The organism is Pseudomonas furukawaii (assembly GCF_002355475.1).
GTDB lineage: Bacteria > Pseudomonadota > Gammaproteobacteria > Pseudomonadales > Pseudomonadaceae > Metapseudomonas > Metapseudomonas furukawaii.
The window spans coordinates 3836093-3860882 of sequence record NZ_AP014862.1 but is presented as its reverse complement, the minus strand read 5'-3'; the positions used below and the strand labels follow the sequence as shown (position 1 = coordinate 3860882).

Sequence of the window (24790 nt, the reverse complement as noted above, 5' to 3'; positions counted from 1 at the left end):
CTAGAGCATGAGCAACTGGCTGGTAGACAAGCTGATCCCTTCGATCATGCGTTCCGAGGTGAAGAAGAGCTCGGTGCCGGAAGGCCTCTGGCACAAGTGCCCGTCCTGCGACGCGGTGCTTTACAAGCCCGAGCTGGAGAAGTCGCTGGGTGTGTGCCCCAAGTGCAACCACCACATGCGCATCGATGCCCGTACCCGACTGGACATCTTCCTCGACGCGGAGGGGCGCGAGGAAATCGGCGCCGACCTCGAGCCGGTGGATCGCCTCAAGTTCCGTGACAGCAAGAAGTACAAGGACCGCCTGGCTGCGGCCCAGAAAGACACCGGCGAGAAGGATGCCCTGATCGCCATGCGCGGTACCCTGCACAAGATGCCGATCGTGGCCTGCGCCTTCGAATTCTCCTTCATGGGCGGCTCCATGGGCGCCATCGTCGGCGAGCGCTTCGTTCGCGCCGCCAACGTCGCCCTGGAACAGCGCTGTCCGCTGGTGTGCTTCTCCGCCTCCGGCGGTGCGCGCATGCAGGAAGCCCTGATCTCGCTGATGCAGATGGCCAAGACCTCCGCCGCCCTGGCGCGCCTGCGCGAAGAAGGCATCCCCTTCATTTCCGTGCTGACCGACCCTGTCTACGGCGGGGTTTCCGCCAGCCTGGCCATGCTCGGCGATGTGATCGTCGGCGAGCCGCGTGCCCTGATCGGCTTCGCCGGCCCCCGCGTCATCGAGCAGACCGTTCGCGAGAAGCTGCCCGAAGGCTTCCAGCGCAGCGAGTTCCTCCTGGAGCACGGCGCCATCGACATGATCATTCCCCGCGAGGAACTGCGTGAGCGCCTTGGTCGGCTGCTGGCGCAGATGCAGCGCCTTCCGTCCCCGGCCATCGCATGACCCAGAGAACCCTTGCCGACTGGCTCTCCTACCTTGAGCAGCTCCATCCCACGGCGATCGACATGGGCCTGGAGCGCAGTCGAGAAGTGGCCCGGCGCCTTGGCCTTGGGCGTCCTGCGCCACGGGTGATCACGGTTACCGGCACCAATGGCAAGGGTTCCACCTGTGCCTTCCTGGCCGCCTTGCTGCGGGCCCAGGGGCTCAAGGTGGGCGTCTACAGCTCGCCGCACCTGCTGCGTTACAACGAGCGTGTGCAAGTCGAGGGTGTCGAGGCCAGCGACCAGGCACTGTGCGAGGCCTTCGCCGCCGTCGAGGCCGCCCGTGGCGAGATTTCCCTGACCTATTTCGAGATGGGTACCCTGGCGGCCTTCTGGTTGTTCCAGCGGTCCGCTCTGGATGCCGTGGTGCTGGAAGTGGGCCTCGGCGGCCGGCTGGATGCGGTCAACCTCGTGGATGCAGACCTGGCGCTGGTCACCAGCATCGGCCTGGATCACGCCGACTGGCTGGGCGACACCCGTGAAAGCGTCGCCTTCGAGAAGGCAGGCATATTCCGCGCCGGAAAGCCCGCCCTCTGCGGTGACCTGGATCCGCCCCGGCCTTTGCTGGAACAGTCGGAAGCCCTGTCGGCACCGCTGTTCCTCCGTGGGCGTGACTTCGACCTGGCGCAAGGGCAGGAAAGCTGGCATTGGCGCGGGACCTGCCGCTCCGGCCAGGTGCTGGAACTGCATGACCTGCCCTTGCTGGACCTGCCCATGGAGAATGCCGCCCTGGCGCTGCAGGGGTACGCGCTTCTGGGCCTGCCGTGGCAGCCGGAAGTCCTGGCGGCGGCCCTGCTGGGCACCCGTGTCACCGGACGCCTGGACCGGCGCCCTGTCGTCTGGCGCGGCAAGTCCCTGTCCCTGCTGCTGGATGTCGGCCACAACCCCCACGCCGCCGAGTACCTGGCGTCCCGACTGGAGTCCCGTCCCGTAGCCGGCCGCCGGCTGGCGGTCTTCGGTTTGCTGGCCGACAAGGATCTTCCCGGCGTGCTGGCGCCTCTCGTGGGTCAGATGGACCGTTGGGCTGTGGCGCCCCTGCCCACGCCCCGAAGCCGTCCCGCAGGCGAGCTGCAGGCGGCATTGACGAACCTTCACGCAGACGTCAGTGTCCACGAAACTATCGCCGCCGCGCTGGAGGCCCAGTGCGAGCAGGCGACACCGGACGACGAGATTCTCGTGTTCGGATCGTTCTACAGCGTCGCTGAAGCGCTGGCTTGGCTGGAAGGCCGCATAAACGGGGAGTAGGGGACATGGCGGTAATGGACAAGGGACTCAAGCAACGTATCGTCGGCGCCCTGGTGCTGGTGGCGCTGGCGGTGATCTTCCTGCCCATGTTGTTCAGTCGTGAGGACGAGCTGCGCCAGGTGGTCGTCGAGGCACCGCCGATGCCCAAGGCGCCGGAGATTCCAGTGACCGAGCTGGAGCAGGTGCAGGTCCCGGAACCCCAGGCACTGCCTCAGGAGCCCGTGCCGTCCCTCGATGACGAAGCTGGTGCCCTGGCCTCAGTGCCCTCGTCCGAACCCGCGCCGGCTGCCCCGGCCCAGGCCGCTCCGGTTCCTCCGCCCGCCGCACCGGCCCAGACTCAGCCCCAGCAGGTGCCGGCCCAGGCGCCAGCCGCTCCGGTGGCAGCGGTCAAGCCCGAAGAGAAGCGGCTGGATGCCAATGGCCTGCCGGTCAGCTGGTCCATCCAGCTGGCCAGCCTGTCCAACCGGGCCAGTGCCGAGAATCTGCAGAAGACCCTGCGCGGCCAGGGCTACAACGCCTATATCCGCAGCGTCGAAGGCATGAACCGGGTGTTCGTCGGGCCGGTGATCGAACGCGCCGAAGCCAATCGCCTGCGTGACCAGCTCAGTCGTCAGCAGAAGCTGAATGGCTTCGTCGTACGATTCCAGCCCGAGAAAGGCTGATAGAGCAGGTTAATTCAGACCTTTCAGCTTCGCGGGTTACCGGAGCTGAAGGGCTCTGCTAAAATGCAGCGCCTTTTCCGTTCGTGGGCTGCATTGTGGCATTCACCTGGGTTGATTGGACGATCATCGCCATCATCGCCGTTTCCAGTCTGGTCAGTCTGAGACGTGGCTTCGTCAAGGAAGCCCTCTCGCTGCTGACCTGGATAGTCGCAGGTGTAGTCGCCTGGACCTTCGGCGGCGCCCTCTCGCTGCACCTCGCGGAATTCATCGAAATGCCTTCGGCGCGCATCATCGCGGCGTGCGCCATTCTCTTCGTCGCCACCCTGCTGGTGGGGGCACTGATCAATTTCCTGATCGGCGAGCTGGTCAGGGTTACCGGTATGGACGGCACCGACCGCGTGCTGGGCATGGCCTTCGGGGCCGCCCGTGGCGCCTTGCTGGTGGTGCTGCTGGTCGGGCTGTTGAGCCTGGCGCCGGTGCAACAGGATCCCTGGTGGCAGCAATCCACGCTGCTACCGCATTTTCTAATGGTCGCTGACTGGTCGAAGAACCTCATTCTGGGCCTCACCAGCCAGTGGCTCGCGAGCGGCATCGCTGCACCCGGTTGATGCGCCGCATCCGGAAGAATGCCCACTCGGCCCATCCGGCCGATGGGGTGCTTGTTTAGCCTGAACTACTAGCAGGGGTTGCGTCACATGTGTGGCATCGTCGGTATCGTCGGTAAGTCGAACGTCAATCAGGCGCTGTATGACGCGCTTACCGTACTTCAGCATCGCGGCCAGGACGCTGCCGGTATTGTGACCAGCCATGATGGCCGGCTCTTCCTGCGCAAGGACAACGGCTTGGTCCGTGACGTCTTCCAGCAGCGCCATATGCAGCGCCTGGTGGGCCACATGGGCATCGGCCACGTGCGCTATCCCACTGCGGGCTCCTCCAGCTCCGCCGAGGCCCAGCCGTTCTACGTCAACTCGCCCTACGGCATCACCCTGGCCCACAACGGCAACCTGACCAACGTCGAGCAGCTGGCCAAGGAAATCTACGAGTCCGACCTGCGGCATGTGAACACCAACTCCGACTCGGAAGTGCTGCTGAACGTGTTCGCCCACGAGCTGGCCCACCGCGGCAAGCTGCAGCCCACGGAGGAGGACGTGTTCGCCGCCGTTTCCGGCGTGCACGAGCGCTGCCGTGGCGGCTACGCCGTGGTGGCCATGATCACCGGATACGGCATCGTCGGCTTCCGCGATCCCCATGCCATCCGCCCGATCGTGTTCGGCCAGCGCCACACCGACGAAGGCGTGGAATACATGATCGCCTCCGAGAGCGTCTCCCTCGACGTGCTCGGCTTCACCCTGATCCGCGACCTGGCGCCGGGCGAAGCGGTCTACATCACCGAAGACGGCAAGCTCTACACCCGCCAGTGCGCCAAGGATCCGCAGCTCTCCCCCTGCATCTTCGAGCACGTCTACCTGGCCCGTCCGGACTCCATCATGGACGGCGTTTCCGTCTACAAGGCGCGCCTGCGCATGGGCGAGAAGCTGGCCGAGAAGATCCAGCGCGAGCGTCCCGATCACGACATCGACGTGGTCATCCCGATTCCGGATACCAGCCGCACCGCCGCCCTGGAACTGGCCAACCACCTGGGCGTGAAATTCCGCGAAGGCTTCGTGAAGAACCGCTACATCGGCCGTACCTTCATCATGCCGGGCCAGGCTGCGCGCAAGAAATCCGTGCGCCAGAAGCTCAACGCCATCGAACTGGAGTTCCGTGGCAAGAACGTGATGCTGGTGGACGACTCCATCGTGCGCGGCACCACCTGCAAGCAGATCATCCAGATGGCCCGCGAGGCCGGCGCCAAGAAGGTCTACTTCTGCTCCGCCGCGCCGGCGGTGCGCTACCCCAACGTCTACGGCATCGACATGCCCAGCGCCCACGAACTGATCGCCCACAACCGCTCCACCGAAGAGGTGGCGGAGCTGATCGGTGCCGACTGGCTGGTGTACCAGGACCTGCCGGACCTGATCGAGGCAGTCGGCGGCGGCAAGGTGAAGATCGACCACTTTGACTGCGCGGTGTTCGATGGCCAGTACATCACCGGTGACGTGGACGAGCATTACCTGAACAAGATCGAGCAGGCCCGTAACGACGCCTCCAAGGCCAAGGCCCACGCGGTCAGCGCCATCATTGATCTGTACAACAACTAGCGCTCGGCCCAGCGCTGCGAGTCGCAGGTTCCGCAGCCCGGACAGCCTCCGGGCTTCGTTCACGAAGAGGTTGGGATATGACACAGGAATGGGAAGCCGGAAGGCTGGACAGTGACCTGGAAGGCGCGTCCTTCGACACCCTGGCCGTACGCGCCGGGCAACGCCGTTCGCCGGAGGGCGAGCACGGCGAAGCCATGTTCCTCACCTCCAGCTATGTGTTCCGCACCGCCGCCGACGCCGCCGCGCGCTTCGCCGGCGAGGTGCCGGGCAACGTCTACTCGCGCTACACCAACCCCACGGTGCGTACCTTCGAGGAGCGCATTGCCGCCCTTGAAGGCGCCGAGCAGGCGGTCGCCACCGCATCCGGCATGTCCGCCATCCTCGCCATCGCCATGAGCCTGTGCAGCGCCGGTGACCACGTGCTGGTGTCGCGCAGCGTGTTCGGCTCCACCATCAGCCTGTTCGAGAAGTACCTGAAGCGCTTCGGCCTGACGGTCGACTATCCGGCGCTGTCCGACCTGGCAGGCTGGGAAGCGGCGATCAAGCCCAACACCCGGCTGCTCTTCGTCGAGTCGCCGTCCAACCCGCTGGCCGAACTGGTGGATATCAAGGCCCTGGCCGAGATCGCCCATGCCAAGGGCGCGCTGCTGGTGGTGGACAACTGCTTCTGCACCCCGGCACTGCAGCAGCCCCTGAAGCTGGGTGCGGATATCGTCATGCATTCGGCGACCAAGTACATCGACGGCCAGGGCCGTGCCATGGGTGGCGTCGTCGCCGGCCGTGCCGAGCACATGAAGGAAGTGGTGGGGTTCCTGCGCACCGCCGGTCCGACCCTCAGCCCCTTCAATGCCTGGTTGATGCTCAAGGGGCTGGAAACCCTGCGTGTGCGCATGCAGGCCCACTGCGCCAGCGCCTTCGAGATCGCCCAGTGGCTGGAGCGGCAGCCGGGCGTCGAGCATGTCTACTACGCCGGGTTGCCGAGTCATCCGCAACATGAGCTGGCCACGCGTCAGCAGAAGGGCTTCGGTGCGGTCGTCAGCTTCGAGGTCAAGGGCGGCAGGGAAGCGGCCTGGCGTTTCATCGACGCCACCCGGATGATCTCCATCACCACCAACCTGGGCGATACCAAGACCACCATCGCGCACCCGGCCACCACCTCCCACGGGCGCCTGTCGCCTCAGGAACGCGCCAATGCCGGAATCGGCGACAACCTGATCCGCCTGGCCATCGGCCTGGAGGATGTCGCCGACCTCAAGGCGGATCTGGAGCGCGGTCTCGCCGCCCTGTGACCGACTGTCCCCCCGCAGACGCGCAGCTCGACCGATGGTAAGGTCGCGCTGATCATCGGCGCGTCGCGGGGATATGAAAGGTGTGTCCGACCAAAGCCTGTCCGGTCGTCCTCAGGTATGCCGACGAAATCGAAATTCTCGTCTTCGAGCATCCCCTTGTAGGTATCCAACTGGTCAAAGGCACCATAGAACCCGGCGAATCACCCGGGCGTGCGGCGTTGCGCGAGCTGGCTGAAGAGTCAGGGCTTGTTGCGACCGACAAGCTTCAGGCGCTCGGGGTCTGGGAGAGCGGATTCAACGGACAGGTCTGGTCGTTCCACCTCTGTGAGGTGGTCGCTCCCCCATCCGATTCCTGGGTTTTCAGGACCGGCGACGACGGTGGGCTGGACTTTCGCTTCTTCTGGCATCCGTTGGCTTCGGAGCCTTCGTCTGACTGACACTGGGTGTACCGCAGCGCCCTGGCGTTCATTCGGCACCGAGTTCAAGGCTAGCGCGTTGACTGGAATCCGCCTCGCAGATTCCCCCATGGTCAGCCCCTATCCCTGTGTGAGCGCATTCATTCGCGAAGGGCCGCCTCGCGCGGCCCCAGGGTGTCACGGCTTGCGCAGATCCACCGCCGGTCCCGGGGCACCGTCGAACAGCTCCACCGGCTGGCGCGGCAGGATGGCCGGACGACCCTCCTCGTTGTGCTCGCCGACGATGCGGATGTCGTTGTACTTCTTGCCGGACAGCGCGGCGATCCCGGCGCGATCGCGGACCACCGTGGGCCGCAGGAACACCATCAGGTTGCGCTTCACATGGGAGTCCCGGGTGGAGCGGAACAGGCGGCCGAGGATGGGGATGTCCCCCAGCAGCGGCACCTTGGAGTCGGTCTGGGTGATGTCGTCCTGGATCAGCCCGCCCAGCACGATGACCTGGCCGTCCTCGGCGAGGATGGTGCTCTTGATGGAGCGCTTGTTGGTGATCAGGTCCACCGCCTGGGCGGTCAGGGTGGCGGAGGGGGCGATGGAGGAGATTTCCTGCTCGACCTCCAGGCGCAGGGTGGCGCCTTCGTTGATGTGCGGGGTCACCTTCAGCGTCACGCCGATGTCCTGGCGCTCGATGGTGGTGAAGGGGTTGTTGGCGCCCGAGGCGTCGGTGGTGAAGGTGCCGGTCTGGAAGGGCACGTTCTGGCCCACCAGGATCTCCGCCTTCTGGTTGTCGAGGGTCAGCAGGCTCGGGGTGGACAGCAGGTTGCTCCTGCTGTTGGCCGAGAGCGCGGTGATCAGCGCGCCGAAGCTGTCGGTACCGATGCCGATGATGGCGCCGTCCGGCAGCGACTCGGGAATCTCGTCGTCGCGGATGGCGTTGAGCACCGTGCCGATCGACAGCCCGGTATTGCCGAAGTTGACCCCGCCCGCGCCGCCGGTGTTGCCGCGCGCGTCCACCGCCCACTGGACCCCGAGCGCCTCGGTGATGTCGCCGGAAATCTCCACGATGGCCGCTTCCACCATCACCTGGGCGCGAGGCACATCCAGTTGGCGGACGATGTCTTCCATGGCGTTGACGACATCGGGCTCGGCCAGCATCACCAGGGCGTTCAGGCTCTCGTCGGCGCGGATCAGGATGTTCTGCGGCTTGCCGCCGGTCGCCGTCTCGCCCCCTTCGCCGTTCTTCAGGCCCTCGGAGATCTCCCCGAGGGTTTCCGCCAGGCTCTTGGCGTCGTTGTGGCGCAGGCGGATGACCCGGGTGTTGGCCGAGCGCGAGGTGGGGGTGTCGAGGGACTGGGCCAGGGCCGCCAGCTTGGCGCGTGCCGAGGGTGGGCCCAGGAGGATCAGGCGGTTGGTGCGGGCGTCGGCGATCACCTGGGTGCCGGAACCGCCCTTGGACTGGCCGCGGTTCAGTGCGGCATTGAGCACTTCGGCGGCGTCCATCACCCAGGCGTGCTTCAGGTTGAGCACGGTGTAGTCGCGGTCGCCCTTCTGGTCGAGCTGGCGCATCAGGTCCTCGATGCGGGCGATGTTGGCGGCGCGGTCGCTGATGATCAGGGCGTTGGCGGACGGGACGGCGGCGAGATGGCCGTACTGCGGGACCAGGGGGCGAATCAGCGGGATGAGTTCCGTCACCGGGGAGTGCTGGACCTGGATCACCCGGGTTTCCAGGCGCTCGGCGCCGCCCCGGGTGCTGCTGGCCTCGGCCTTGGCCTCGGCATTGGGCAGGATGCGCGCCTGCTCGCCCTGGGTCACCACGGTGAAGCCATGGGTGGCCATCACCGAGAGGAACAGCTGGTACACCTCGTTGAGCCCCAGGGGCGCCTTGGAGACCACGCTGACCTGGCCTTTGACCCGGGGGTCGACGATGAAGGTCTCGCCCGTGATGTCGGCGATCTGGTCGATGAACTCGCGGATATCCGCGTCCTTGAGGTTGATGGTCCAGCCATCCTGCTGTTGCTGCTGGGCCGCGCCCGACGGCTGGGCGGCGAGGAGGGGCAGGGGAGCGGCCAGCATCCCGGCGGCGATCAGGGCCAGCGTGAGGCGCGAGAAAGTCATGGTCATCGTGTCATTCGCTTTCCTGGGGCTGTTCGACGGCAGGCTCGGAGGCGGTGTTCTCCGGGTCTTCCATTTGTTGGCGCAATTTTTCCATGCGCTCGCGCAGTTGGTCGGCATTCTCTTCCTGAAGCTCGTTGAGCTGGTCGATCACCTCGGTATCGGGCGCCGCGCCGGTCACGGCTCCCGCCTGGGCGAAACGGGAACGCGGCGCGGGGAAGCTGAGACTCTCCAGGCGGCCGTTGCGTTCGATCTCCACCCGGTCGCGGTAGACACGGTGGACCTTCACGCCTTGGGTGATCTCGTCTCCCGGGCGATAGCGGCTGGGCTTGCCGCCTTCATGCTGGATCAGGGCGATGGAGGCTTCGGGACCGCCGTGGACGAAGCTGCCCAGGAGTGTCAGTCGCAGGTTGGTGCTGGGGGGCGGGCCGCCGGGCTGGACGAGCGGGGCCGGTCCGAAGAGCGGTTCGAGGTTCTGCAGGGGCGCCCTCGCGGCCTGGGGGGCGCCACTGGCCTGGGTAGGCTGCGCCGGCGCCTCTACCAGTCGCAGCCAGTCACGGGTCTGCCAGGCGAAGCTGATCCCCATGGCCAGGACCAATAGCGCACCCACGAATGCAGGCGCATGGCGCCTGGGCCACTGTGCGTTAACCGGAGCTTGCAAGCGCGTCCAACTCCCAAGGCTGTATCGTTCTTCTGATTGTGTGTTCTGGCAGAACTGCTCTGATCATAGCAGCGCCCTCGAGTGCCGTTGTCGGCCATCCGGAGGATGTTCGGGTCAAAGCGCTGTGCTAAAGATAGTTGTGAATTTTTACGGCTTTAGGTGGTTTAGTTCATATCCATCATAAGAAATGGGAAGCCGCCGCGCACAATCGTCAGAAGGCGCTGCAATACTTCTCCTTGACCCACCTGAAACAGGCACGCACGGATGAATCCTCCCCTCGTTGAAGCTCCCCTGCGACGGCTGCCCTTCGGCTTCGCCAAGCGTCATGGCGTCATCCTGCAGGATGGGGTCGAGCCTTGCCTCGCGCACCGTCCGGGTGTCGAGCTGGTGGCCCTGGCCGAGGCGCGACGTTTCGCCGGACGCCGCCTTCCGCTCAAGCCCCTCAGCGTCGAAGCCTTCGACCAGGCCCTGGCGCAGGCCTACCAGCACGACTCCTCGGCCGCCATGCAACTGGCGGAGGACCTGGGTGGCAGCCTCGATCTCGCCGCCCTGGCCGAGCAGATCCCGGAAACCGAGGACCTGCTGGAGCAGGAGGACGACGCGCCGATCATCCGCCTGATCAACGCCATCCTCGGCGAGGCGATCAAGGAGAACGCCTCGGATATCCACCTGGAAACCTTCGAAAAGCGCCTGGTGGTCCGGTTTCGCGTCGACGGCATCCTTCGCGAGGTGCTGGAGCCCAAGCGCGAACTGGCGGCCTTGCTGGTGTCGCGGATCAAGGTGATGGCGCGCCTGGACATCGCCGAGAAGCGCGTTCCCCAGGACGGCCGCATCTCCCTGCGGGTCGCCGGACGCGAAGTCGACATCCGCGTCTCCACGCTGCCGTCGGCCAACGGCGAGCGGGTGGTGATGCGCCTGTTGGACAAGCAGGCCGGCCGCCTCACCCTGCAGCACCTGGGGATGAGCGACCACGACCGCCTGCTGCTGGAGGAAACGGTGCGCCGTCCCCACGGCATCCTGCTGGTCACCGGCCCGACCGGCTCCGGCAAGACCACCACGCTCTACGCCAGCCTGGTGACCCTGAACGATCGCACCCGCAACATCCTCACGGTGGAGGACCCCATCGAGTACCACATCGAGGGCATCGGCCAGACCCAGGTCAATCCCAAGGTGGACATGACCTTCGCCCGGGGGTTGCGGGCCATCCTGCGCCAGGACCCTGACGTGGTGATGGTGGGGGAGATCCGCGACCAGGAAACCGCCGAGATCGCGGTACAGGCCTCGCTGACCGGTCACCTGGTGCTGTCCACCCTGCACACCAACAGCGCCATCGGCGCCATCACCCGGCTGGTGGACATGGGGGTGGAGCCCTTCCTCCTGTCCTCGTCCCTGCTCGGGGTGCTGGCCCAGCGGCTGGTCCGGGTGCTCTGCCCGAGCTGCAAGGAGGCTTATCCGGCGGACGCCGCCGAGTGCCGGCTGCTGGGTGTCGACCCCGACAGCGCACCCACGTTGTTCCGTGCCCGGGGTTGCCCGGAGTGCCACCAGCAGGGTTATCGCGGGCGTACCGGGATCTATGAGCTGGTGGTGTTCGACGACCACATGCGCAGCCTGATCCACAGCGTCGCCTCGGAGCAGGAAATGATCCGCCATGCCCGGCTGACCCGTCCGAGCATCCGTGAAGATGGCCGGCGCAAGGTGCTGGCGGGGATCACCACGGTGGAAGAAGTGCTGCGCGTGACCCAGGAAGAATAAATGGCCGCATTCGAATACCTCGCCCTCGACAGCAAGGGCCGGCAGCGGAAGGGCGTGCTGGAGGCCGACAGCGCCCGCCAGGTCCGCCAGCTGTTGCGGGAGCGCCAGCTGGCGCCGCTGGAAGTGCGGGCAACCCGCGTTCGCGAGCAGGCCGAACGGGGTCGCTTCACCCTGGCCCGGGGCCTGTCCGCACGGGATCTGGCCCTGGTGACCCGGCAACTGGCGACCCTGGTGCAGGCGGCGCTGCCCATCGAGGAAGCGCTGCGGGCGGCGGCGGCCCAGTCCACCCATGGGCGCATCCAGTCCATGCTGCTGGCGGTTCGCGCGCGGGTCCTGGAAGGCCACAGCCTGGCCAGCAGCCTGCGTGAGTTCCCCTCGGCCTTTCCCGAGCTCTACCGCGCCACCGTGGCCGCCGGCGAGCATGCCGGGCACCTGGGGCCGGTGCTGGAGCAACTGGCCGACTACACCGAGCAGCGGCAGCAGTCGCGGCAGAAGATCCAGCTGGCGCTGCTCTATCCGGTGATCCTGATGTGCGCGTCGCTGGCCATAGTCGCCTTCCTGCTGGGCTATGTGGTGCCGGACGTGGTCAAGGTGTTCATCGACTCCGGGCAGACCCTGCCGCTGCTCACCCGCGGGCTGATCGCCCTGAGCGACCTGGTCAAGCACTGGGGCTGGCTGATGCTGCTGGGGCTGCTGGCAGCGGCGCTGGCGGCCCGCTGGGTCCTGCGCAAGCCGGCGGCCCGCCTGCGCTGGCATGGCCTGGTACTGCGCATGCCCCTGGTGGGGCGTCTGGTGCGGGCCACCGACACGGCGCGCTTCGCGTCCACCCTCGCCATCCTCACCCGCAGTGGCGTGCCCCTGGTGGAGGCCCTGGGCATCGGCGCCGAGGTGGTGGCCAACCGGGTCATCCGCGCCCAGGTGGTGGTGGCCGCACAGAAGGTCCGCGAAGGCGGCAGCCTGACCCGCGCCCTGGAAGCCAGCGGCCAGTTCCCGCCGATGATGCTGCACATGATCGCCAGCGGCGAGCGTTCCGGCGAACTGGACCAGATGCTCGCTCGCACGGCGCGCAACCAGGAGAACGACCTGGGCGCGCAGATCGCCCTGCTGGTCGGGCTTTTCGAGCCGCTCATGCTGGTGGTCATGGGCGCGGTGGTGCTGATGATCGTGCTGGCCATCCTGCTGCCTATCCTTTCTCTCAACCAACTCGTGGGGTAATCGCGTGAAACTGCGCCGTAGTCAGTCGGGCTTTACGCTCATCGAAATCATGGTGGTGGTGGTCATCCTGGGCATCCTCGCCGCGCTGGTGGTGCCCCAGGTGATGAACCGTCCCGACCAGGCCAAGGTCACGGTGGCCAAGGGCGACATCAAGGCCATCGGTGCCGCGCTGGACATGTACAAGCTGGACAACTTCGCCTATCCCAGCACCCAGCAGGGCCTGGATGCGCTGGTGAGTCGTCCCTCCGGGAACCCGCCGGCGAAGAACTGGAACAAGGACGGCTACCTGAAGAAGCTGCCGATCGACCCCTGGGGCAACCCCTACCAGTACCTCTCTCCGGGCAGCAAGGGCGGCGCCTACGACCTCTACTCCCTCGGGGCGGACGGCAAGGACGGCGGCAGCGACAACGACGCCGATATCACCAACTGGGAAAACTGATGAGCCACGGGCGGCGGGGCGGCGTCCTCCGGGCTCCCTGTGCCCGGGTGGCGGGCTTCACCCTGATCGAGGTGCTGGTGGTGATGGTGGTCATCGGTTGCCTCGCCGGCCTCGCGGTCATCAGCTCCGGCGTCGCCGGCCCCGCCCGCCAGCTCAACCATGAGGCCGAGCGTCTCGCCGGCCTGATCGGCATGCTGGCCGACGAGGCGGTGCTGGACAACCGCGAATACGGCCTGCGCCTGGAGCGGGATGGCTACCAGGTGTTCTTCCATGACGAAGCCTCCGGGCGCTGGCAGGCCCTCTCCGATGGCACCCGGCAATTGCCGGACTGGGCCGAGCTGACCTTCGAGCTGGACGGCGAGCCGCTGGTGCTTCCGGCACCCGCCAGCGGACAGGAGAAGAAGGCCAGGGACGCGCCGCCGGTGCCTCAGCTGGTCATCCTCTCCAGTGGCGAGCTCAGCCCCTTCCGCCTGCAACTGGGCGAACGCCGCAAGGACGGCCTGCGCCTGCAACTGTCCAGTGACGGCTTCCGCCTGCCCCGGGTGGAGAGGACCGATGGCAAGGGGCGCGCCGGATGAGCCGCCAGCGCGCCTTCACCCTGATCGAGGTGCTGGTGGCCCTGGCCATCTTCGCCGTGGTGGCCGCCAGCGTCCTCACCGCCAGCGCCCGCAGCCTGCAGATCGCCGCTCGCCTGGAAGACAAGACGCTGGCCATGTGGATCGCCGACAACCGGCTGACGGAGCTCCAGCTGCGCGATGCACCGCCGGGGAACGGCCGCGATCAGGGTGAGCTGGAGTACGGCGGGCGCCGCTGGGAATGGCTGAGCCAGGTGGAAGGCACCCGCGATCCGGCCCTGCGCCGCGTCACCCTCTGGGTCGCGGTCAAGCCCTCTCGGGGCGCCGGGACCCGGCTGGAGGAGCGCGCCACGGTCCGCCTGGTGGGCTTCGTGGAGAGCTCGCCATGAAGCGCGCCGCCGGTTTCACCCTGCTGGAGCTGTTGATCGCCATCGCCATTTTCGCGCTCTTGGCGCTCGGCACCTGGCGCATGCTTGGCGCGGTGCTGGACAGCGACGAAGCCACCCGCGAGCAGGAGCGGCAACTGCGGGAGCTGGTGCGTGCGATGTCCGCCTTCGAGCGGGATGTCCGCCAGCTGTCGGCGCGTCCGGTCCGCGATGCCTATGGCGAGGCTCGACCTGCCCTGCTCGGGGAGCGGCTGGGCGACAACGACAGCCTGGAGTTCACCCGCAGCGGCTGGCGCAATCCCACGGGCGCCCAACGGTCGCGCCTGCAGCGGGTGCGCTGGCAGCTCAGCGGGGAACGCCTGGAGCGGCGCTACTGGACGGTGCTGGACCAGGCCCAGGACAGCCAGCCCCGGATTCAGGCCGCCCTGGATGGGGTCACCGGGCTCCGGCTGCGCTACCTGGACGACAGTGGCGAATGGCGGGATGCCTGGCCGCCGGCGGCGCTGGAGGAGAACGAACGACTGGATCGCCTGCCCCGTGCCCTGGAGCTGACGCTGGCGCACCGGCGCTACGGCGATTTGCGCCGCGTCCTGCGGCTGGTGGAAACGCCGCCGCCCGAGCAGGTCGAGGCGGGCAACGGCCAGCAGGACGCGGAACAGGACACCCGTGACGGCGACGAGGAGCCTGTCCGATGAAGCGGCAGGCGGGCGTGGCCCTGCTGACCGTGATGCTGGTGGTGGCGGTGGTCACCCTGGTCAGCGCCGGCCTGATCGCCCGCACCCAGTTGGCGATCCGCTCCAGCGGCAACGAGTTGCAGGCGCGCCAGGCGGCCCAGTACGCCCTCGGTGGCGAAGCACTGGCCAAGGCCATCCTCCTGCGCGACCTGCGCCAGGGCGATCCACGGACGCCGGTGGACCATCTGGGAGAGGCCTGGGCGCGCCCGATCACCACCTTTGCGCTGGACGACGGCGGCTCCCTCAGCGTACGCATCGAAGACCCCAGCGGACGCTTCAACCTCAATGGACTGGTGCGCAACGGCCAGTTCAATGAGCAGGGCATTCGTCAGTTCCGCCGCCTGCTGCTGCGCCTGGGCATCGAAGCGCCCTACGCCGAGCGGCTGGTGGACTGGCTCGACGCCGACCAGGAGCCTTACGGCCCCAACGGCGCCGAGGACAACCAGTACCTGCTGCTGCAGCCGCCCTACCGCGCGGCCAATCACGCCATGAGCGACGTCTCCGAACTGCGCCTGCTGGCCGGCATGACGGAGCTGGACTACCGCAAGCTGTTGCCCTACATCACGGCGCTGCCGGGCGATGCCACCCTCAATGTCAACACCGCGAGCGCCCTGGTCCTGTCCAGCCTGGCCGACAACCTGGATGCCGGGGCGGGCGGTCTGTTGGCGGCGGCCCGGGGCGCCACCGGCTTTGCCAGTCTCGACGCCTTCCTTGGCCAGCCGGCCCTGGCGGGCATGGGGCTGGAAGCCCAGGGACTGGCCGTGGGCAGCCGCTATTTCCAGGTGATCACCGAGGTGCGTCTCGGCGGTCGCCGCCAGGTTCTGGTGAGTACCCTGCAGCGCGGCCGCGACGGCAAGGTACGGGTTCTCTCTCGTGATCTCGGGCAGGGCGGCTTGCCGCCTGCGCCCATCAAGGAGCCACAGTCATGACACAGGCTTGCATCTTCCTGCCGGCATCCGCCGGTGGCGAGCTGGACGCCGAGCTGGAGGTGATGCTCTGGCAGGCGGGCAGCGGGCGACGATTGCCCTTCGCCCGGGCGCTGGATGAGGTGACGCCTCCCTGGCGGCTGATCCTGCCGGTGGAGGCGGTGACCTGCTGCGCGGTTCGCCTGCCCACCCAGAAGGGGCGCTGGCTGCGCCAGGCCTTGCCCTTTGCGGTGGAGGAACTGCTGGCGGAGGAGGTGGAAAGCTACCACCTCGGCCTGGGCGGCGCCCTGCCGGACGGACGTCACCGGGTCTTCGCGGTCCGCCGCAGCTGGCTCGCCGGCTGGCTCGACCTGGCGCGTCAGCTGGGGCCGGCGCCATCGGTCATTCAGGTCGACGCCGATCTGTTGCCGGAGACGGGCACGCAGTTGCTCTGGCTCGATCAGCGTTGGCTGCTGGGCGGCGAGGGCGGTGCCCGCCTGGCCTTCGAGGACGCGGACTGGCCGCACCTGCGGGATGCCTGTCCGATGCCGCGCAACGGCCATGCACCGGTCGAGCGACAGACCCTGGATGGGGTGGAGAACTGGAGCGCGGAAGGCGATCTCCATGGCTGGCTGGCCGCGCAGGCGGGCGCCGACCTCGCCCAGGGCGAGTTCAGCCTGGTGGAAGCGCGGCAGGACTGGTCGCGCTGGAAGCCACTGCTGGGGCTGGTGGGGCTCTGGCTGGTGCTGCAATGGGGCTTCAACCTGGTCCAGGCCTGGCAGCTCGAACGCCAGGGCGACACCTACGCCGACGCCAACGAAGCCCTCTACCGCGAACTCTTCCCCCAGGACAGCCGCCTGGTGAACCTGCGGGCGCAGTTCGACCAGCACCTGGCCGAAGGCGCCGGGGCGGGGCAGGGGCGGCTGCTGGCGCTGCTGGGGCAGGCCGCCCAGGCATTGATTGCGGAAGGTGCCCAGGTGCGGGTGCAGCAACTGGACTTCAGCGAGGTGCGCGGTGACCTGGCGCTGCAGGTGCAGGCGCCGGGCTTCGATGCCCTGGAGCGCCTGCGGGAACGACTGATCGGTACCGGGCTTTCCGTGCAGATGGGGTCCGCCAGCCGCGACGAAAGCGGCGTCAGCGCGCGCCTGGTGATAGGAGGTTGATCATGCTCGACACCCTGAAAGCCCCTTTGCGGGCGCAATGGCAAACCTCCTCACTGGGCCAGCGCTGGCGCGCCTTGCCGGCGCGGGATCGGCTGGCGCTTTCCGGCCTGCTCCTGTTCCTCGGCCTGGTGCTGCTCTACCTGCTGCTCTGGCTCCCCGCCGAGCGCAGGCTGGCCGCCGCGCGGGAGTACTTCGAGATCCAGCGCGGGCTGCACGCCTATCTGCAACTCCACGCGCCGCAGGCCCGTGCAACCCAGGGCCGGCCCCAGGCGCAGGTGGAGCCGGAGCGCCTGCAGGGCCTGGTGACCGCCACGGCCCAGCAGCAGGGGCTGGCGGTCGAACGCATCGACAGCGACGGCCCGGGCGCCGTCCAGGTGAGCCTGCAGCCGACCGCCTTTCCCAACCTGTTGCGCTGGTTCGGCGTACTGGAGGGGCAGGGCGTGAGGATCGAAGAGGCTGGCCTGACCCGCAACGAGGATGGCCGGGTCACGGCTCGCCTGTCCCTCAAGGTGGGCGGCTGAGTGTGCCTGTGATTGGTGCGTGCGCACCGGATGGGGGCGTGGCCCGTACTGGAGAAGGAAAGGGTCGGTCCGGGCCCAAGAAAAATTCCATACGGGGTGTTGACTTAGCGGAGGCCACTGCGTAAATTGCGCGCCTCGCAAGGCCGATGGGTGGTTAGCTCAGCCGGGAGAGCATCTGCCTTACAAGCAGAGGGTCGGCGGTTCGATCCCGTCACCACCCACCAATCTTGCGAGATACGGACGAAAGTCCGGCCGACGCGCAGCGGTAGTTCAGTCGGTTAGAATACCGGCCTGTCACGCCGGGGGTCGCGGGTTCGAGTCCCGTCCGCTGCGCCATTATTTCCCATGCGGGGGTTCGCTCCGGCATGAGGCGGCAGAAGCCATCAGGCTGCTGCGCCAGACATCAGTTCGTTGTACCGGACGCAAGTCCAAGCCGACACGCAGCGGTAGTTCAGTCGGTTAGAATACCGGCCTGTCACGCCGGGGGTCGCGGGTTCGAGTCCCGTCCGCTGCGCCATACAGAGAAGCCCTCAGGTAGCGATACCTGGGGGCTTTTTCTTTTCCACGCCTGCGTTAATTTCCCCGTCACCTGATTTCGCTACCGTTCTGGCACGGTCTTTGTTTCCGTCAATCGGTGTCCCCGCCAGGAGGAATCAGCAATGGACGACTACCAGGAAGAAATTCTCGATTTCCACGCCACCGAGCAGGACCCTGTCGAGCCTGCCGACGACGCCACAGAGATGTGATCAGACCGCCTGGCGCTGGGCGCGGCGGAACTCTCCGGGGGTGCTGCCGCTCCAGCGCTTGAAGGCCCGCTGGAAGGCTTCCGCCGAGGCGAAGCCCAGCAGGTAGGCGATCTCGCCGAAGGCCAGTTCGGTGTCGCGGATGTAGGCCATGGCCAGGTCGCGGCGGGTGTCGTTGAGGATGGCGCGGAACTGGGTGCCTTCCTCCGCCAGCTTGCGCCGCAGCGTCCAGCTGGGCATCTGCAGGCGGGTCGCCACTTCCTCGAGGTCCGGTTCGCGACCGTGGAGCAGCGGGCCCAGCAACTGGGTGATGCGTTCCCGCAGGCTGCGGGTACGGGTCAGCTGTTGCAGTTCCCGTTCGCAGAGGTCCAGCAGTTGTCGCCAGGTGCTCGGGCAATGGTCGCTATTGCGCAGCGCCAGGCTGTCCAGGGACAGGCGCAGCTGGTTGGCGTCGGCTTCGAATTCCACCGGGCAGCCGAAGAAGTCGGCATAGCGTTCCGCATAGTCCGGCGCGGCGAACTCGATCTGCACCTTGTCCACGCTCATGCCGCCCCCCGCCAGGTGGCCGAGGTAGGTGCGCCAGCCCGCCAGCACCGAGTCCACCACGAAGCGGTTGTAGGCGTTGTAGGGGCTGATGGAGTAGAAGCGCAGCCAGGCGCCCTTGCTGTCTTCGTGGAAGCTCGACTGGCCACGGTAGTTGCTGGCGTAGAGCCGCTCGAAGCGGGTCAGGACGCGGGCGGCCTCCCGCAGGTTCGGCGCCTGGGCGGCGCAGACGCCTGCCAGGCCCAGGTGGCCCAGTCGGCTCAGGCGGCCCATCGACAGTCCCAGGGCGGGGTCGCCACAGAGCTGGATGGCGGCATGGCCGAGGCGCATGAAGCGGGGAATCGACAGGCGTCCCTGGGGCTCCGCCAGTCGCGAGGCGTCGAGGCCGAAACGCTCCAGCAGCTCATCGGCGGGATGTCCGCGTTCCTCCAGCGCCGCCGCCAGCCCGTGGATGAAGCCCACCGAGAGATCGCCGAGCTTGACCCGCTGGTTTTTCATGGCGCCTCCAGCCAGGCGTTCAGCAGGTGACTGCCGGGCGCCTCATCCGCACGCAACGGTGGGGTCAGGCCGGCGGCGGGGGCGTTGTACAGGGGCCAGAGGCGTCCCCGGAGAAAGAGCGTTTCCTGGGCGCTGGCGTTGTCGCCGCTCAGGGTTACCTGGTTCAGGGGGTAGCCGGCTTTCCAGCTGCGCAGGATGGAAACCCGGCCGGCCGGGGTATCCAGCTCCTGGCGGGACTCCTCGCGGCTGCCCTCCGGCCAGGGCTGGCTGAAGGGTGCGCCGATCACCGAACCGTCCGGGGCGAAGGCGAGGGAGAGGTTGACCAGGTCGCCGTGGCCGGCGCGGAGCTTGCCGTCCCTGAAGCTGGGTGAGGGCAGCAGGATCGAGCCGGCCAGGATCGTCACCCGGTACTGGCCGGCCAGCCGCTCGAAGAGTTTCTGGTAGTCCCGCGCCATGCGCCGGGCCTTGGCCCGCAGCAGGGCTTCTTCCAGGTCCTGTCCCTGGAGGAAGCGGCGACCCAGCAGGCTCGGGTGGCTGAGGGTGAGCAGGCGATCCACTTCGGTGAAGGCGCGCGCCTGGTAGAGGCTGTGCTTTTCATCCTGGAGCAGCAGCCAGGTGCCGATGTGATCGGGAAGCGCGACCACCGTGCGTGCGTTGAGCAGCCCCCTGGCCTTGGCCAGGTCCAGGGCGGCGGCGATTTTCATGCGCAGCAACTCCGGGTCTCGGTAGTCGCTGGGGTAGAGGAGGGGGCGTATCGCCAGCAGGTTGCCCTGTTCGCCGGCGCTGCCGCTGTCCTGGGTCAGGCTCGCGCGCAGGTCGGAGAGGTAGTGGATGTGGGGGCGCTCGCCGGTCCAGACCCCGTAGGCGGTCAGGCAGCCCACCAGCAAGGTGGCGATCAGGGGCGTGAGCAGTTTGCGCATGGCGAATCCGTGGTCCGGTAATGAGCGTCAGGGTAGGGGAGGTGCTGGCGGATGCCAAGTGGGGCTGTCATTTTCGATCAGTAACTTGTCACTTCCGATCATTGAGCGGTGGGTGCCCGCTCTTTATCGTCTGGCCCATAACCGACCCCGGTCCCCTGAGGAACGGGGCACTTCGTGAATAGCCACGCCCGTTGTGGAGGAACCATGACCGCCGCCCGTTACCCGCACCTGCTCGCGCCCCTCGACCTGGGCTTCACCACCCTGAAGAACCGCACCCTGATGGGCTCGATGCACACCGGCCTGGAGGAGAAGCCCAACGGATTCGAGCGCATGGCGGCCTATTTCGCCGAGCGAGCCCGAGGGGGCGTCGGCCTGATGGTCACCGGGGGCATCGCGCCGAACGCCGAAGGGGGCGTGTATGCCGGCGCCGCCAAGCTGACCACCCCGGAAGAGGCCGACAAGCACCGAATCGTCACCCGCGCGGTACACGAAGCGGACGGCAAGATCTGCATGCAGATCCTCCACGCCGGCCGCTACGCCTACAACCCGAAGCAGGTGGCGCCTTCCGCCATCCAGGCGCCGATCAACCCCTTCAAGCCCAACGAGCTGGACGAAGCGGGCATCGAGAAGCAGATCCAGGACTTCGTCACCTGCGCCAGCCTGGCGCAGCAGGCCGAGTACGACGGCGTCGAGATCATGGGTTCCGAGGGCTACTTCATCAACCAGTTCCTCGCCGCCCACACCAACCACCGCACCGACCGCTGGGGCGGTAGCTACGAGAACCGCATGCGCCTGCCGGTGGAGATCGTGCGCCGCGTCCGCGAGGCGGTGGGGCCGAACTTCATCATCATCTTCCGCCTGTCCATGCTGGACCTGGTGGAAGGTGGCAGCACCTGGGACGAGATCGTCACCCTGGCCAAGGCCATCGAGGCCGCCGGCGCGACCCTGATCAACACCGGCATCGGCTGGCACGAGGCGCGCATCCCCACCATCGCCACCAAGGTGCCCCGCGCGGCCTTCACCAAGGTCACCGCCAAGCTCAAGGGCGAGGTGAAGATCCCGCTGATCACCACCAACCGCATCAATACCCCGGAAGTGGCCGAACAGGTGCTGGCCGAAGGCGACGCCGACATGGTGTCCATGGCCCGTCCCTTCCTCGCCGACCCGGACTTCGTCAACAAGGCCGCCGCAGGCCGTAGCGATGAGATCAACACCTGCATCGGCTGCAACCAGGCCTGCCTGGACCACACCTTCGGCGGCAAGCTGACCAGCTGCCTGGTGAACCCCCGTGCCTGCCACGAGACCGAGCTGAACTACATCCCCACCACCCAGGTGAAGAAGATCGCCGTGGTGGGGGCCGGTCCGGCGGGACTCGCCGCCGCCACCGTCGCGGCCGAGCGTGGTCACCAGGTGACCCTGTTCGACGCAGGCTCTGAGATCGGTGGCCAGTTCAACGTGGCCAAGCGCGTGCCGGGCAAGGAGGAGTTCTTCGAGACCCTGCGCTACTTCAAGCGCAAGCTGGAGATCACCGGCGTCGACCTGCGCCTGAACACCCGCGTCTCGGCGGATGACCTGGCTCGGGGCGGCTTCGACGACATCATCCTCGCCACCGGCATCAGCCCGCGAACCCCGGACATTCCCGGCATCGGGCATCCCAAGGTGATCGGCTACCTGGACGCCATCCTCGAACGCAAGCCGGTGGGCCAGAAGGTCGCGGTCATCGGTGCGGGCGGTATCGGCTTCGACGTCTCCGAGTACATCACCCACCAGGGCCGGGCCACCAGCCTGGACCGCGACGCCTTCTGGAAGGAGTGGGGCATCGACGGCGCCCTGGAGGCCCGTGGCGGCATCGCCGGCATTCAGGCGCAGCCCCACCCGGCGGCGCGCCAGGTGTTCCTGCTGCAGCGCAAGAAATCCAAGGTGGGCGACGGCCTCGGCAAGACCACGGGCTGGATCCACCGCACCGGCCTGAAGAACAAGCAGGTGCAGATGCTCAATGCCGTGGAATACCTGAAGGTGGACGACGAGGGCCTGCACATCCGCGTCGCCGAGGGCGAGCCCCAGGTGCTGCCGGTGGACACCGTGATCCTCTGCGCCGGCCAGGAACCGCTGCGCGAACTGCATGACGGCCTGCTGGCCGCCGGCCAGAGCGTGCACCTGATCGGCGGCGCCGATGTGGCCGCCGAACTGGATGCCAAGCGCGCCATCAACCAGGGATCGCGCCTCGCGGCCGAACTCTGACCCTCCGCGCCGCCCGGATATCGCCGGGCGGCGCCCCGCCGCTCCAACCCCGTCACAGTTTCGCCTTGCCGTTGGTCCGCTGGTCCGTCGCGGCCGGCGTCTGCCAACCCAATCACATTGCGCGGCAACTGATTTCCCCTAGACTTTTCTAAAGTCCGGATCAGTGTGTGTGGAGCGAATCCGCACGATCTCCAGTCCCCACAACGCCCGCCGTGATTGACCGCGCAGAGCCAGAGGTAGAGCGATGAGCATGCTGAAGAAGCCACAACTGGTGGAAGCCGTCGTGTTCTTCAACGACCGTGGCATCTGCAAGCAGATGCTCTATCCGGAGTTCGAAGCCGTGCTCGATGGCGTCGTGGGCCTGCCGGAGTACGCCGATCGCCAGATGCGTTCGGCCTATCTGCTGGTGAACCTGCGCTTGCAGGTGCGCTCCGTGGTCTTCTTCTACCTCGATTTCGACGAGGAAGGACGCGCCGATACCGGCTGGAACCTGCCGCTGCGGCAGCTGGCCGAGCGGGCCGGCCGCGGGCCCGACCTGGGTGCCGGGCCCATTCGCCTGGCCTGTGCCAGCCAGTGTCCGGTGGCCTGGCAGCAGATGCACCTCTGGGACCCGAGCCTGACCCCCGAACGCAATGACCTGGTGCTGCTGCGCGATGCCATCAAGGCCAACAACCTGGGGGTGCTGGTGGAGGAAGAGGCGCCCCAGGCGCTGGACGCCGAACGCCTGCAGGTCGCCCAGGAGGACAGTTGGTACGCCCCCCCGGAGATCACCCGGGAGATGGCCGAGCAACTGGCGGACAAGATGGAGAAGGAGCACCGGCTGAAGACCGCGCAACTTGTGCGCCAGCAGCGCCTGCGACTCACGTCCCTGAGCCAGCAGAACGAGGAAGCCCTGGCGCGCATGCGCCATGCCGCCGACCAGAGCACTGCGGAGCTGCAGCAGCAGATCCGGGCCTTGCAGCATGCCCTGCGCGAGCAGCAGGAAATCAATGCCACCCTGGAGGCGCAACTGGCCGGTGAAGCCGAGCGCTACCAGGCCAGCCGCGAGGAAATGAACCTGCAGCTGCGCGCCCTGGAGCGCCACGGCCGCACCGAGACGGACATCCTGCGGGCCCAGTTCGAGGGGGAATTGCAGGCCCGGGTCGAGGCGGCCATCGCCGAGTACCGCGAGCTGATCGCCGTGCGTGACGTGGAGCTGGCCTACCGCGATCAACTGGACGCCCAGCTGCAGGACGAGGTCAATCGCCTGCGCGAGGTGTGCGAAGCCCTGGAGCGGCAGAGCGGTCAGCGGGTCCTCGAGCAGCTGTCGGACCTGGGTGTGGTCTTCGTCGTCTATCACCCGGGGGCCGGGCACCTGACCATTCCCCTGGCGGACGTGCCGCGCTACCAGGACAACCCCCTGGCCTACGCCGCGGCCAAGTGCTTCGTGTCCGAGGGCCAGTACCGCCAGTGGCTCGCCCATTACCAGCAACCCAGCTGCGAGGCCAGCCTGGCCAATGGCGATCGCTGCGGAATGCCGGTCGATCGCGTCGACGCGCCGAGCCGCTTCGTCGTGGGTGAATCCAACTGCTGCCCCCGTCACCGCGCGGGAGGGCGTTTGCGCACCGCTGGCTGAGCCGCGCCGCCATCCCCCGATGACCTCTTCTTGCGCCCCCCGTACGGACGCCCACGGAACCGACCTTGCCTCTGACCCTGCCTGACTGGGCGCCGCGAGCGCCCCTGGAACCCCTTCGGCTGTCCTGGCTCGACGAGGCCGGCGTGGCGCTGGCGGTGCTGCGCCTGGACCTCGTGGACCCGCTGGTGTCCGGCAACAAATGGTTCAAGCTGGCCCCCTGGCTGTCTCGCGCCGCCGAGGCTGGCGCCGAGGGCGTGATGAGCCTGGGGGGCGCCCATTCCAATCACCTCCATGCGCTGGCCGCCGCCGGGCGTCGCTTCGGTTTCGCCACTCTCGGCCTGCTGCGCGGCGATCCCCAGGACACGCCGACGGTGCGGGACCTGCAAGCGCTGGGCATGGAGCTCCAGTGGCTCGGCTACGGGGGCTATCGTCGGCGACACGAGCCGGATTTCTGGGTGTCCTGGCAGCGCCGCTATCCCCGCTTCCAGCCGGTACCCGAAGGGGGCGGCGGACTGCCCGGCGCCCAGGGTTGCAGGCAATTGGTGGGGTGGGTCCGGGAGCAGTTGCCGGCCCTGGGCTGGGACGATTACCACGGGCTCTGGGTCGCCGCCGGCACCGGCACCACCCTGGCCGGCCTGGTGCTGGGAGAGGGCGGGCGGCACCCGGTGCTGGGCGCCTTGGCGGTGCCCCGCGACCATGGCGTGCAGGAGCAGGTGCGCGCCCTGCTGGCCGAGGCCGGGGTGGCCGATGCCGGTTACTCGCTGCTGGATGCCTGCCGGGGCGGTTTTGCCAGGATCGACGCCGAACTGGCGGGGTTCCTGCTGCAGGCCGAACGCGAAGGCGGAGTGCCCCTGGAGCCGGTGTATACCGCCAAGGCGCTGATGGCCCTGCGCGACGAGGTCCGTGCCGGGCGTATCGCCGCTGGCAGCCGCCTGGTACTGCTGCACACCGGCGGCCTGCAGGGGCGGCGGGCGCTTCAAGCGGAGCTTGAGCGACTGACGAACTACACTGACCGGGCAGTGGATGTACAAGGATGACA

General features: G+C 67.6%; 23 protein-coding genes and 3 tRNA genes. 22 read left to right on the top strand and 4 right to left on the bottom strand.

Annotated features, from left to right (window positions below; translation table 11 throughout):
- Positions 1 to 7 precede the first annotated feature (7 nt).
- The 7 genes from accD to KF707C_RS17920 all read left to right on the top strand — a co-directional run bounded on the left by accD (position 8) and on the right by KF707C_RS17920 (position 6752).
- Positions 8 to 880 carry an acetyl-CoA carboxylase, carboxyltransferase subunit beta gene (gene accD, locus KF707C_RS17950; RefSeq protein ID WP_003456457.1) on the top strand — a complete coding sequence of 291 codons (873 nt, stop codon included), beginning with the start codon at positions 8 to 10 and terminating at the stop codon, positions 878 to 880.
- Entirely contained in the window at positions 877 to 2163 is a 1287-nt protein-coding gene (gene folC, locus KF707C_RS17945) for a bifunctional tetrahydrofolate synthase/dihydrofolate synthase (RefSeq protein WP_003456456.1), read from the top strand. Before accD ends, folC begins: the two co-directional genes overlap by 4 nt.
- Positions 2164 to 2168: 5 nt before the next feature.
- Positions 2169 to 2825 (top strand): SPOR domain-containing protein, encoded by a 657-nt coding sequence (locus tag KF707C_RS17940; RefSeq protein WP_003456455.1) that lies wholly within the window; start codon positions 2169 to 2171, stop codon positions 2823 to 2825.
- Positions 2826 to 2920: 95 nt separating this feature from the next.
- Positions 2921 to 3433 carry a CvpA family protein gene (locus KF707C_RS17935; protein ID WP_003456454.1) on the top strand — a complete coding sequence of 171 codons (513 nt, stop codon included), beginning with the start codon at positions 2921 to 2923 and terminating at the stop codon, positions 3431 to 3433.
- Positions 3434 to 3520: 87 nt separating this feature from the next.
- Entirely contained in the window at positions 3521 to 5026 is a 1506-nt protein-coding gene (purF, locus tag KF707C_RS17930) for an amidophosphoribosyltransferase (RefSeq protein WP_003456453.1), read from the top strand.
- A 77-nt stretch (positions 5027 to 5103) separates the two neighbouring features.
- Complete coding sequence (locus KF707C_RS17925) at positions 5104 to 6315, top strand: O-succinylhomoserine sulfhydrylase (protein ID WP_003456452.1); 1212 nt, start codon at positions 5104 to 5106, stop codon at positions 6313 to 6315.
- Positions 6316 to 6395: 80 nt separating this feature from the next.
- Positions 6396 to 6752, top strand: a complete 357-nt coding sequence (locus KF707C_RS17920) for an NUDIX hydrolase (protein WP_051050785.1) — start codon at positions 6396 to 6398, stop codon at positions 6750 to 6752.
- Between the two features lie 156 nt (positions 6753 to 6908).
- Here KF707C_RS17920 and gspD read toward each other — a convergent pair whose 3' ends face one another.
- Positions 6909 to 8849 (bottom strand): type II secretion system secretin GspD, encoded by a 1941-nt coding sequence (gene gspD / locus KF707C_RS17915; protein ID WP_003456448.1) that lies wholly within the window; start codon positions 8847 to 8849, stop codon positions 6909 to 6911.
- 4 nt (positions 8850 to 8853) lie between these two features.
- The gene (locus tag KF707C_RS17910; RefSeq protein ID WP_081608137.1) at positions 8854 to 9426 is read right to left on the bottom strand and encodes a type II secretion system protein N; all 573 of its coding nucleotides are present in this window, start codon (positions 9424 to 9426) and stop codon (positions 8854 to 8856) included.
- Between the two features lie 339 nt (positions 9427 to 9765).
- Here KF707C_RS17910 and gspE point away from each other — a divergent pair, with 339 nt between their 5' ends.
- From gspE to KF707C_RS17850, 12 genes are all read left to right on the top strand, one after another.
- A complete protein-coding gene (gene gspE, locus KF707C_RS17905; RefSeq protein ID WP_036994007.1) occupies positions 9766 to 11253 on the top strand; it encodes a type II secretion system ATPase GspE in 1488 nt (495 codons plus the stop codon).
- Positions 11254 to 12468, top strand: a complete 1215-nt coding sequence (gene xcpS / locus KF707C_RS17900; RefSeq protein ID WP_003456436.1) for a GspF family T2SS innner membrane protein variant XcpS — start codon at positions 11254 to 11256, stop codon at positions 12466 to 12468.
- 49 nt (positions 12469 to 12517) lie between these two features.
- The gene (gene gspG, locus KF707C_RS17895) at positions 12518 to 12907 is read left to right on the top strand and encodes a type II secretion system major pseudopilin GspG (RefSeq protein ID WP_003456434.1); all 390 of its coding nucleotides are present in this window, start codon (positions 12518 to 12520) and stop codon (positions 12905 to 12907) included.
- Positions 12907 to 13485, top strand: a complete 579-nt coding sequence (gene gspH, locus KF707C_RS17890; RefSeq protein WP_051050784.1) for a type II secretion system minor pseudopilin GspH — start codon at positions 12907 to 12909, stop codon at positions 13483 to 13485. Before gspG ends, gspH begins: the two co-directional genes overlap by 1 nt.
- The gene (gspI, locus tag KF707C_RS17885; RefSeq protein WP_003456430.1) at positions 13482 to 13871 is read left to right on the top strand and encodes a type II secretion system minor pseudopilin GspI; all 390 of its coding nucleotides are present in this window, start codon (positions 13482 to 13484) and stop codon (positions 13869 to 13871) included. The genes gspH and gspI overlap by 4 nt, the downstream gene beginning before the upstream one ends.
- Positions 13868 to 14563, top strand: a complete 696-nt coding sequence (gspJ, locus tag KF707C_RS17880; protein ID WP_003456428.1) for a type II secretion system minor pseudopilin GspJ — start codon at positions 13868 to 13870, stop codon at positions 14561 to 14563. Before gspI ends, gspJ begins: the two co-directional genes overlap by 4 nt.
- Positions 14560 to 15531, top strand: coding sequence for a type II secretion system minor pseudopilin GspK (gene gspK, locus KF707C_RS17875; protein WP_003456425.1), 972 nt, complete (start codon positions 14560 to 14562; stop codon positions 15529 to 15531). Before gspJ ends, gspK begins: the two co-directional genes overlap by 4 nt.
- On the top strand, positions 15528 to 16670 hold the full coding sequence (gene gspL, locus KF707C_RS17870) for a type II secretion system protein GspL (RefSeq protein WP_003456424.1): 1143 nt from the start codon (positions 15528 to 15530) through the stop codon (positions 16668 to 16670). Before gspK ends, gspL begins: the two co-directional genes overlap by 4 nt.
- 2 nt (positions 16671 to 16672) lie before the next feature.
- Entirely contained in the window at positions 16673 to 17191 is a 519-nt protein-coding gene (locus tag KF707C_RS17865; protein WP_003456422.1) for a type II secretion system protein M, read from the top strand.
- A gap of 148 nt (positions 17192 to 17339) precedes the next feature.
- Positions 17340 to 17415: transfer RNA gene (locus tag KF707C_RS17860), tRNA-Val, on the top strand.
- A gap of 35 nt (positions 17416 to 17450) precedes the next feature.
- Positions 17451 to 17527 (top strand) — tRNA-Asp (locus tag KF707C_RS17855).
- A gap of 104 nt (positions 17528 to 17631) precedes the next feature.
- Positions 17632 to 17708, top strand: a tRNA-Asp gene (locus KF707C_RS17850).
- A gap of 229 nt (positions 17709 to 17937) precedes the next feature.
- On the opposite strand, the gene KF707C_RS17845 is transcribed toward KF707C_RS17850, so the two are convergent.
- Positions 17938 to 18975, bottom strand: a complete 1038-nt coding sequence (locus tag KF707C_RS17845) for an AraC family transcriptional regulator (protein WP_003456420.1) — start codon at positions 18973 to 18975, stop codon at positions 17938 to 17940.
- Entirely contained in the window at positions 18972 to 19895 is a 924-nt protein-coding gene (locus KF707C_RS17840) for a carbon-nitrogen hydrolase family protein (RefSeq protein ID WP_003456418.1), read from the bottom strand. The genes KF707C_RS17845 and KF707C_RS17840 overlap by 4 nt, the downstream gene beginning before the upstream one ends.
- A gap of 204 nt (positions 19896 to 20099) precedes the next feature.
- On the opposite strand from KF707C_RS17840, the gene KF707C_RS17835 reads away from it, so the two are divergent.
- The 3 genes from KF707C_RS17835 (at position 20100) to KF707C_RS17825 (ending at position 24788) form a co-directional block, all read left to right on the top strand.
- The gene (locus KF707C_RS17835; protein WP_003456417.1) at positions 20100 to 22136 is read left to right on the top strand and encodes an NADPH-dependent 2,4-dienoyl-CoA reductase; all 2037 of its coding nucleotides are present in this window, start codon (positions 20100 to 20102) and stop codon (positions 22134 to 22136) included.
- 244 nt (positions 22137 to 22380) lie between these two features.
- A complete protein-coding gene (locus tag KF707C_RS17830) occupies positions 22381 to 23751 on the top strand; it encodes a coiled-coil domain-containing protein (protein ID WP_003456416.1) in 1371 nt (456 codons plus the stop codon).
- Positions 23752 to 23816: 65 nt separating this feature from the next.
- The gene (locus KF707C_RS17825; RefSeq protein ID WP_003456414.1) at positions 23817 to 24788 is read left to right on the top strand and encodes a 1-aminocyclopropane-1-carboxylate deaminase/D-cysteine desulfhydrase; all 972 of its coding nucleotides are present in this window, start codon (positions 23817 to 23819) and stop codon (positions 24786 to 24788) included.
- The last annotated feature ends 2 nt before the right edge of the window (positions 24789 to 24790 follow it).

Bases quoted from the DNA above. Each gene is read 5' to 3' on its own strand.
- KF707C_RS17845 (WP_003456420.1), bottom strand. From the start codon at position 18,975: ATGAAAAACCAGCGGGTCAAGCTCGGCGATCTCTCGGTGGGCTTCATC.
- KF707C_RS17940 (WP_003456455.1), top strand. From the start codon at position 2,169: ATGGCGGTAATGGACAAGGGACTCAAGCAACGTATCGTCGGCGCCCTG.
- purF (WP_003456453.1), top strand. From the start codon at position 3,521: ATGTGTGGCATCGTCGGTATCGTCGGTAAGTCGAACGTCAATCAGGCG.
- gspJ (WP_003456428.1), top strand. From the start codon at position 13,868: ATGAAGCGCGCCGCCGGTTTCACCCTGCTGGAGCTGTTGATCGCCATC.
- gspK (WP_003456425.1), top strand. From the start codon at position 14,560: ATGAAGCGGCAGGCGGGCGTGGCCCTGCTGACCGTGATGCTGGTGGTG.
- KF707C_RS17925 (WP_003456452.1), top strand. From the start codon at position 5,104: ATGACACAGGAATGGGAAGCCGGAAGGCTGGACAGTGACCTGGAAGGC.
- gspE (WP_036994007.1), top strand. From the start codon at position 9,766: ATGAATCCTCCCCTCGTTGAAGCTCCCCTGCGACGGCTGCCCTTCGGC.
- KF707C_RS17910 (WP_081608137.1), bottom strand. From the start codon at position 9,426: ATGGGGATCAGCTTCGCCTGGCAGACCCGTGACTGGCTGCGACTGGTA.
- KF707C_RS17830 (WP_003456416.1), top strand. From the start codon at position 22,381: ATGAGCATGCTGAAGAAGCCACAACTGGTGGAAGCCGTCGTGTTCTTC.
- gspI (WP_003456430.1), top strand. From the start codon at position 13,482: ATGAGCCGCCAGCGCGCCTTCACCCTGATCGAGGTGCTGGTGGCCCTG.
- accD (WP_003456457.1), top strand. From the start codon at position 8: ATGAGCAACTGGCTGGTAGACAAGCTGATCCCTTCGATCATGCGTTCC.
- gspH (WP_051050784.1), top strand. From the start codon at position 12,907: ATGAGCCACGGGCGGCGGGGCGGCGTCCTCCGGGCTCCCTGTGCCCGG.
- KF707C_RS17835 (WP_003456417.1), top strand. From the start codon at position 20,100: ATGACCGCCGCCCGTTACCCGCACCTGCTCGCGCCCCTCGACCTGGGC.
- xcpS (WP_003456436.1), top strand. From the start codon at position 11,254: ATGGCCGCATTCGAATACCTCGCCCTCGACAGCAAGGGCCGGCAGCGG.
- KF707C_RS17865 (WP_003456422.1), top strand. From the start codon at position 16,673: ATGCTCGACACCCTGAAAGCCCCTTTGCGGGCGCAATGGCAAACCTCC.
- gspG (WP_003456434.1), top strand. From the start codon at position 12,518: ATGGTGGTGGTGGTCATCCTGGGCATCCTCGCCGCGCTGGTGGTGCCC.
- gspD (WP_003456448.1), bottom strand. From the start codon at position 8,849: ATGACCATGACTTTCTCGCGCCTCACGCTGGCCCTGATCGCCGCCGGG.
- KF707C_RS17840 (WP_003456418.1), bottom strand. From the start codon at position 19,895: ATGCGCAAACTGCTCACGCCCCTGATCGCCACCTTGCTGGTGGGCTGC.
- gspL (WP_003456424.1), top strand. From the start codon at position 15,528: ATGACACAGGCTTGCATCTTCCTGCCGGCATCCGCCGGTGGCGAGCTG.
- folC (WP_003456456.1), top strand. From the start codon at position 877: ATGACCCAGAGAACCCTTGCCGACTGGCTCTCCTACCTTGAGCAGCTC.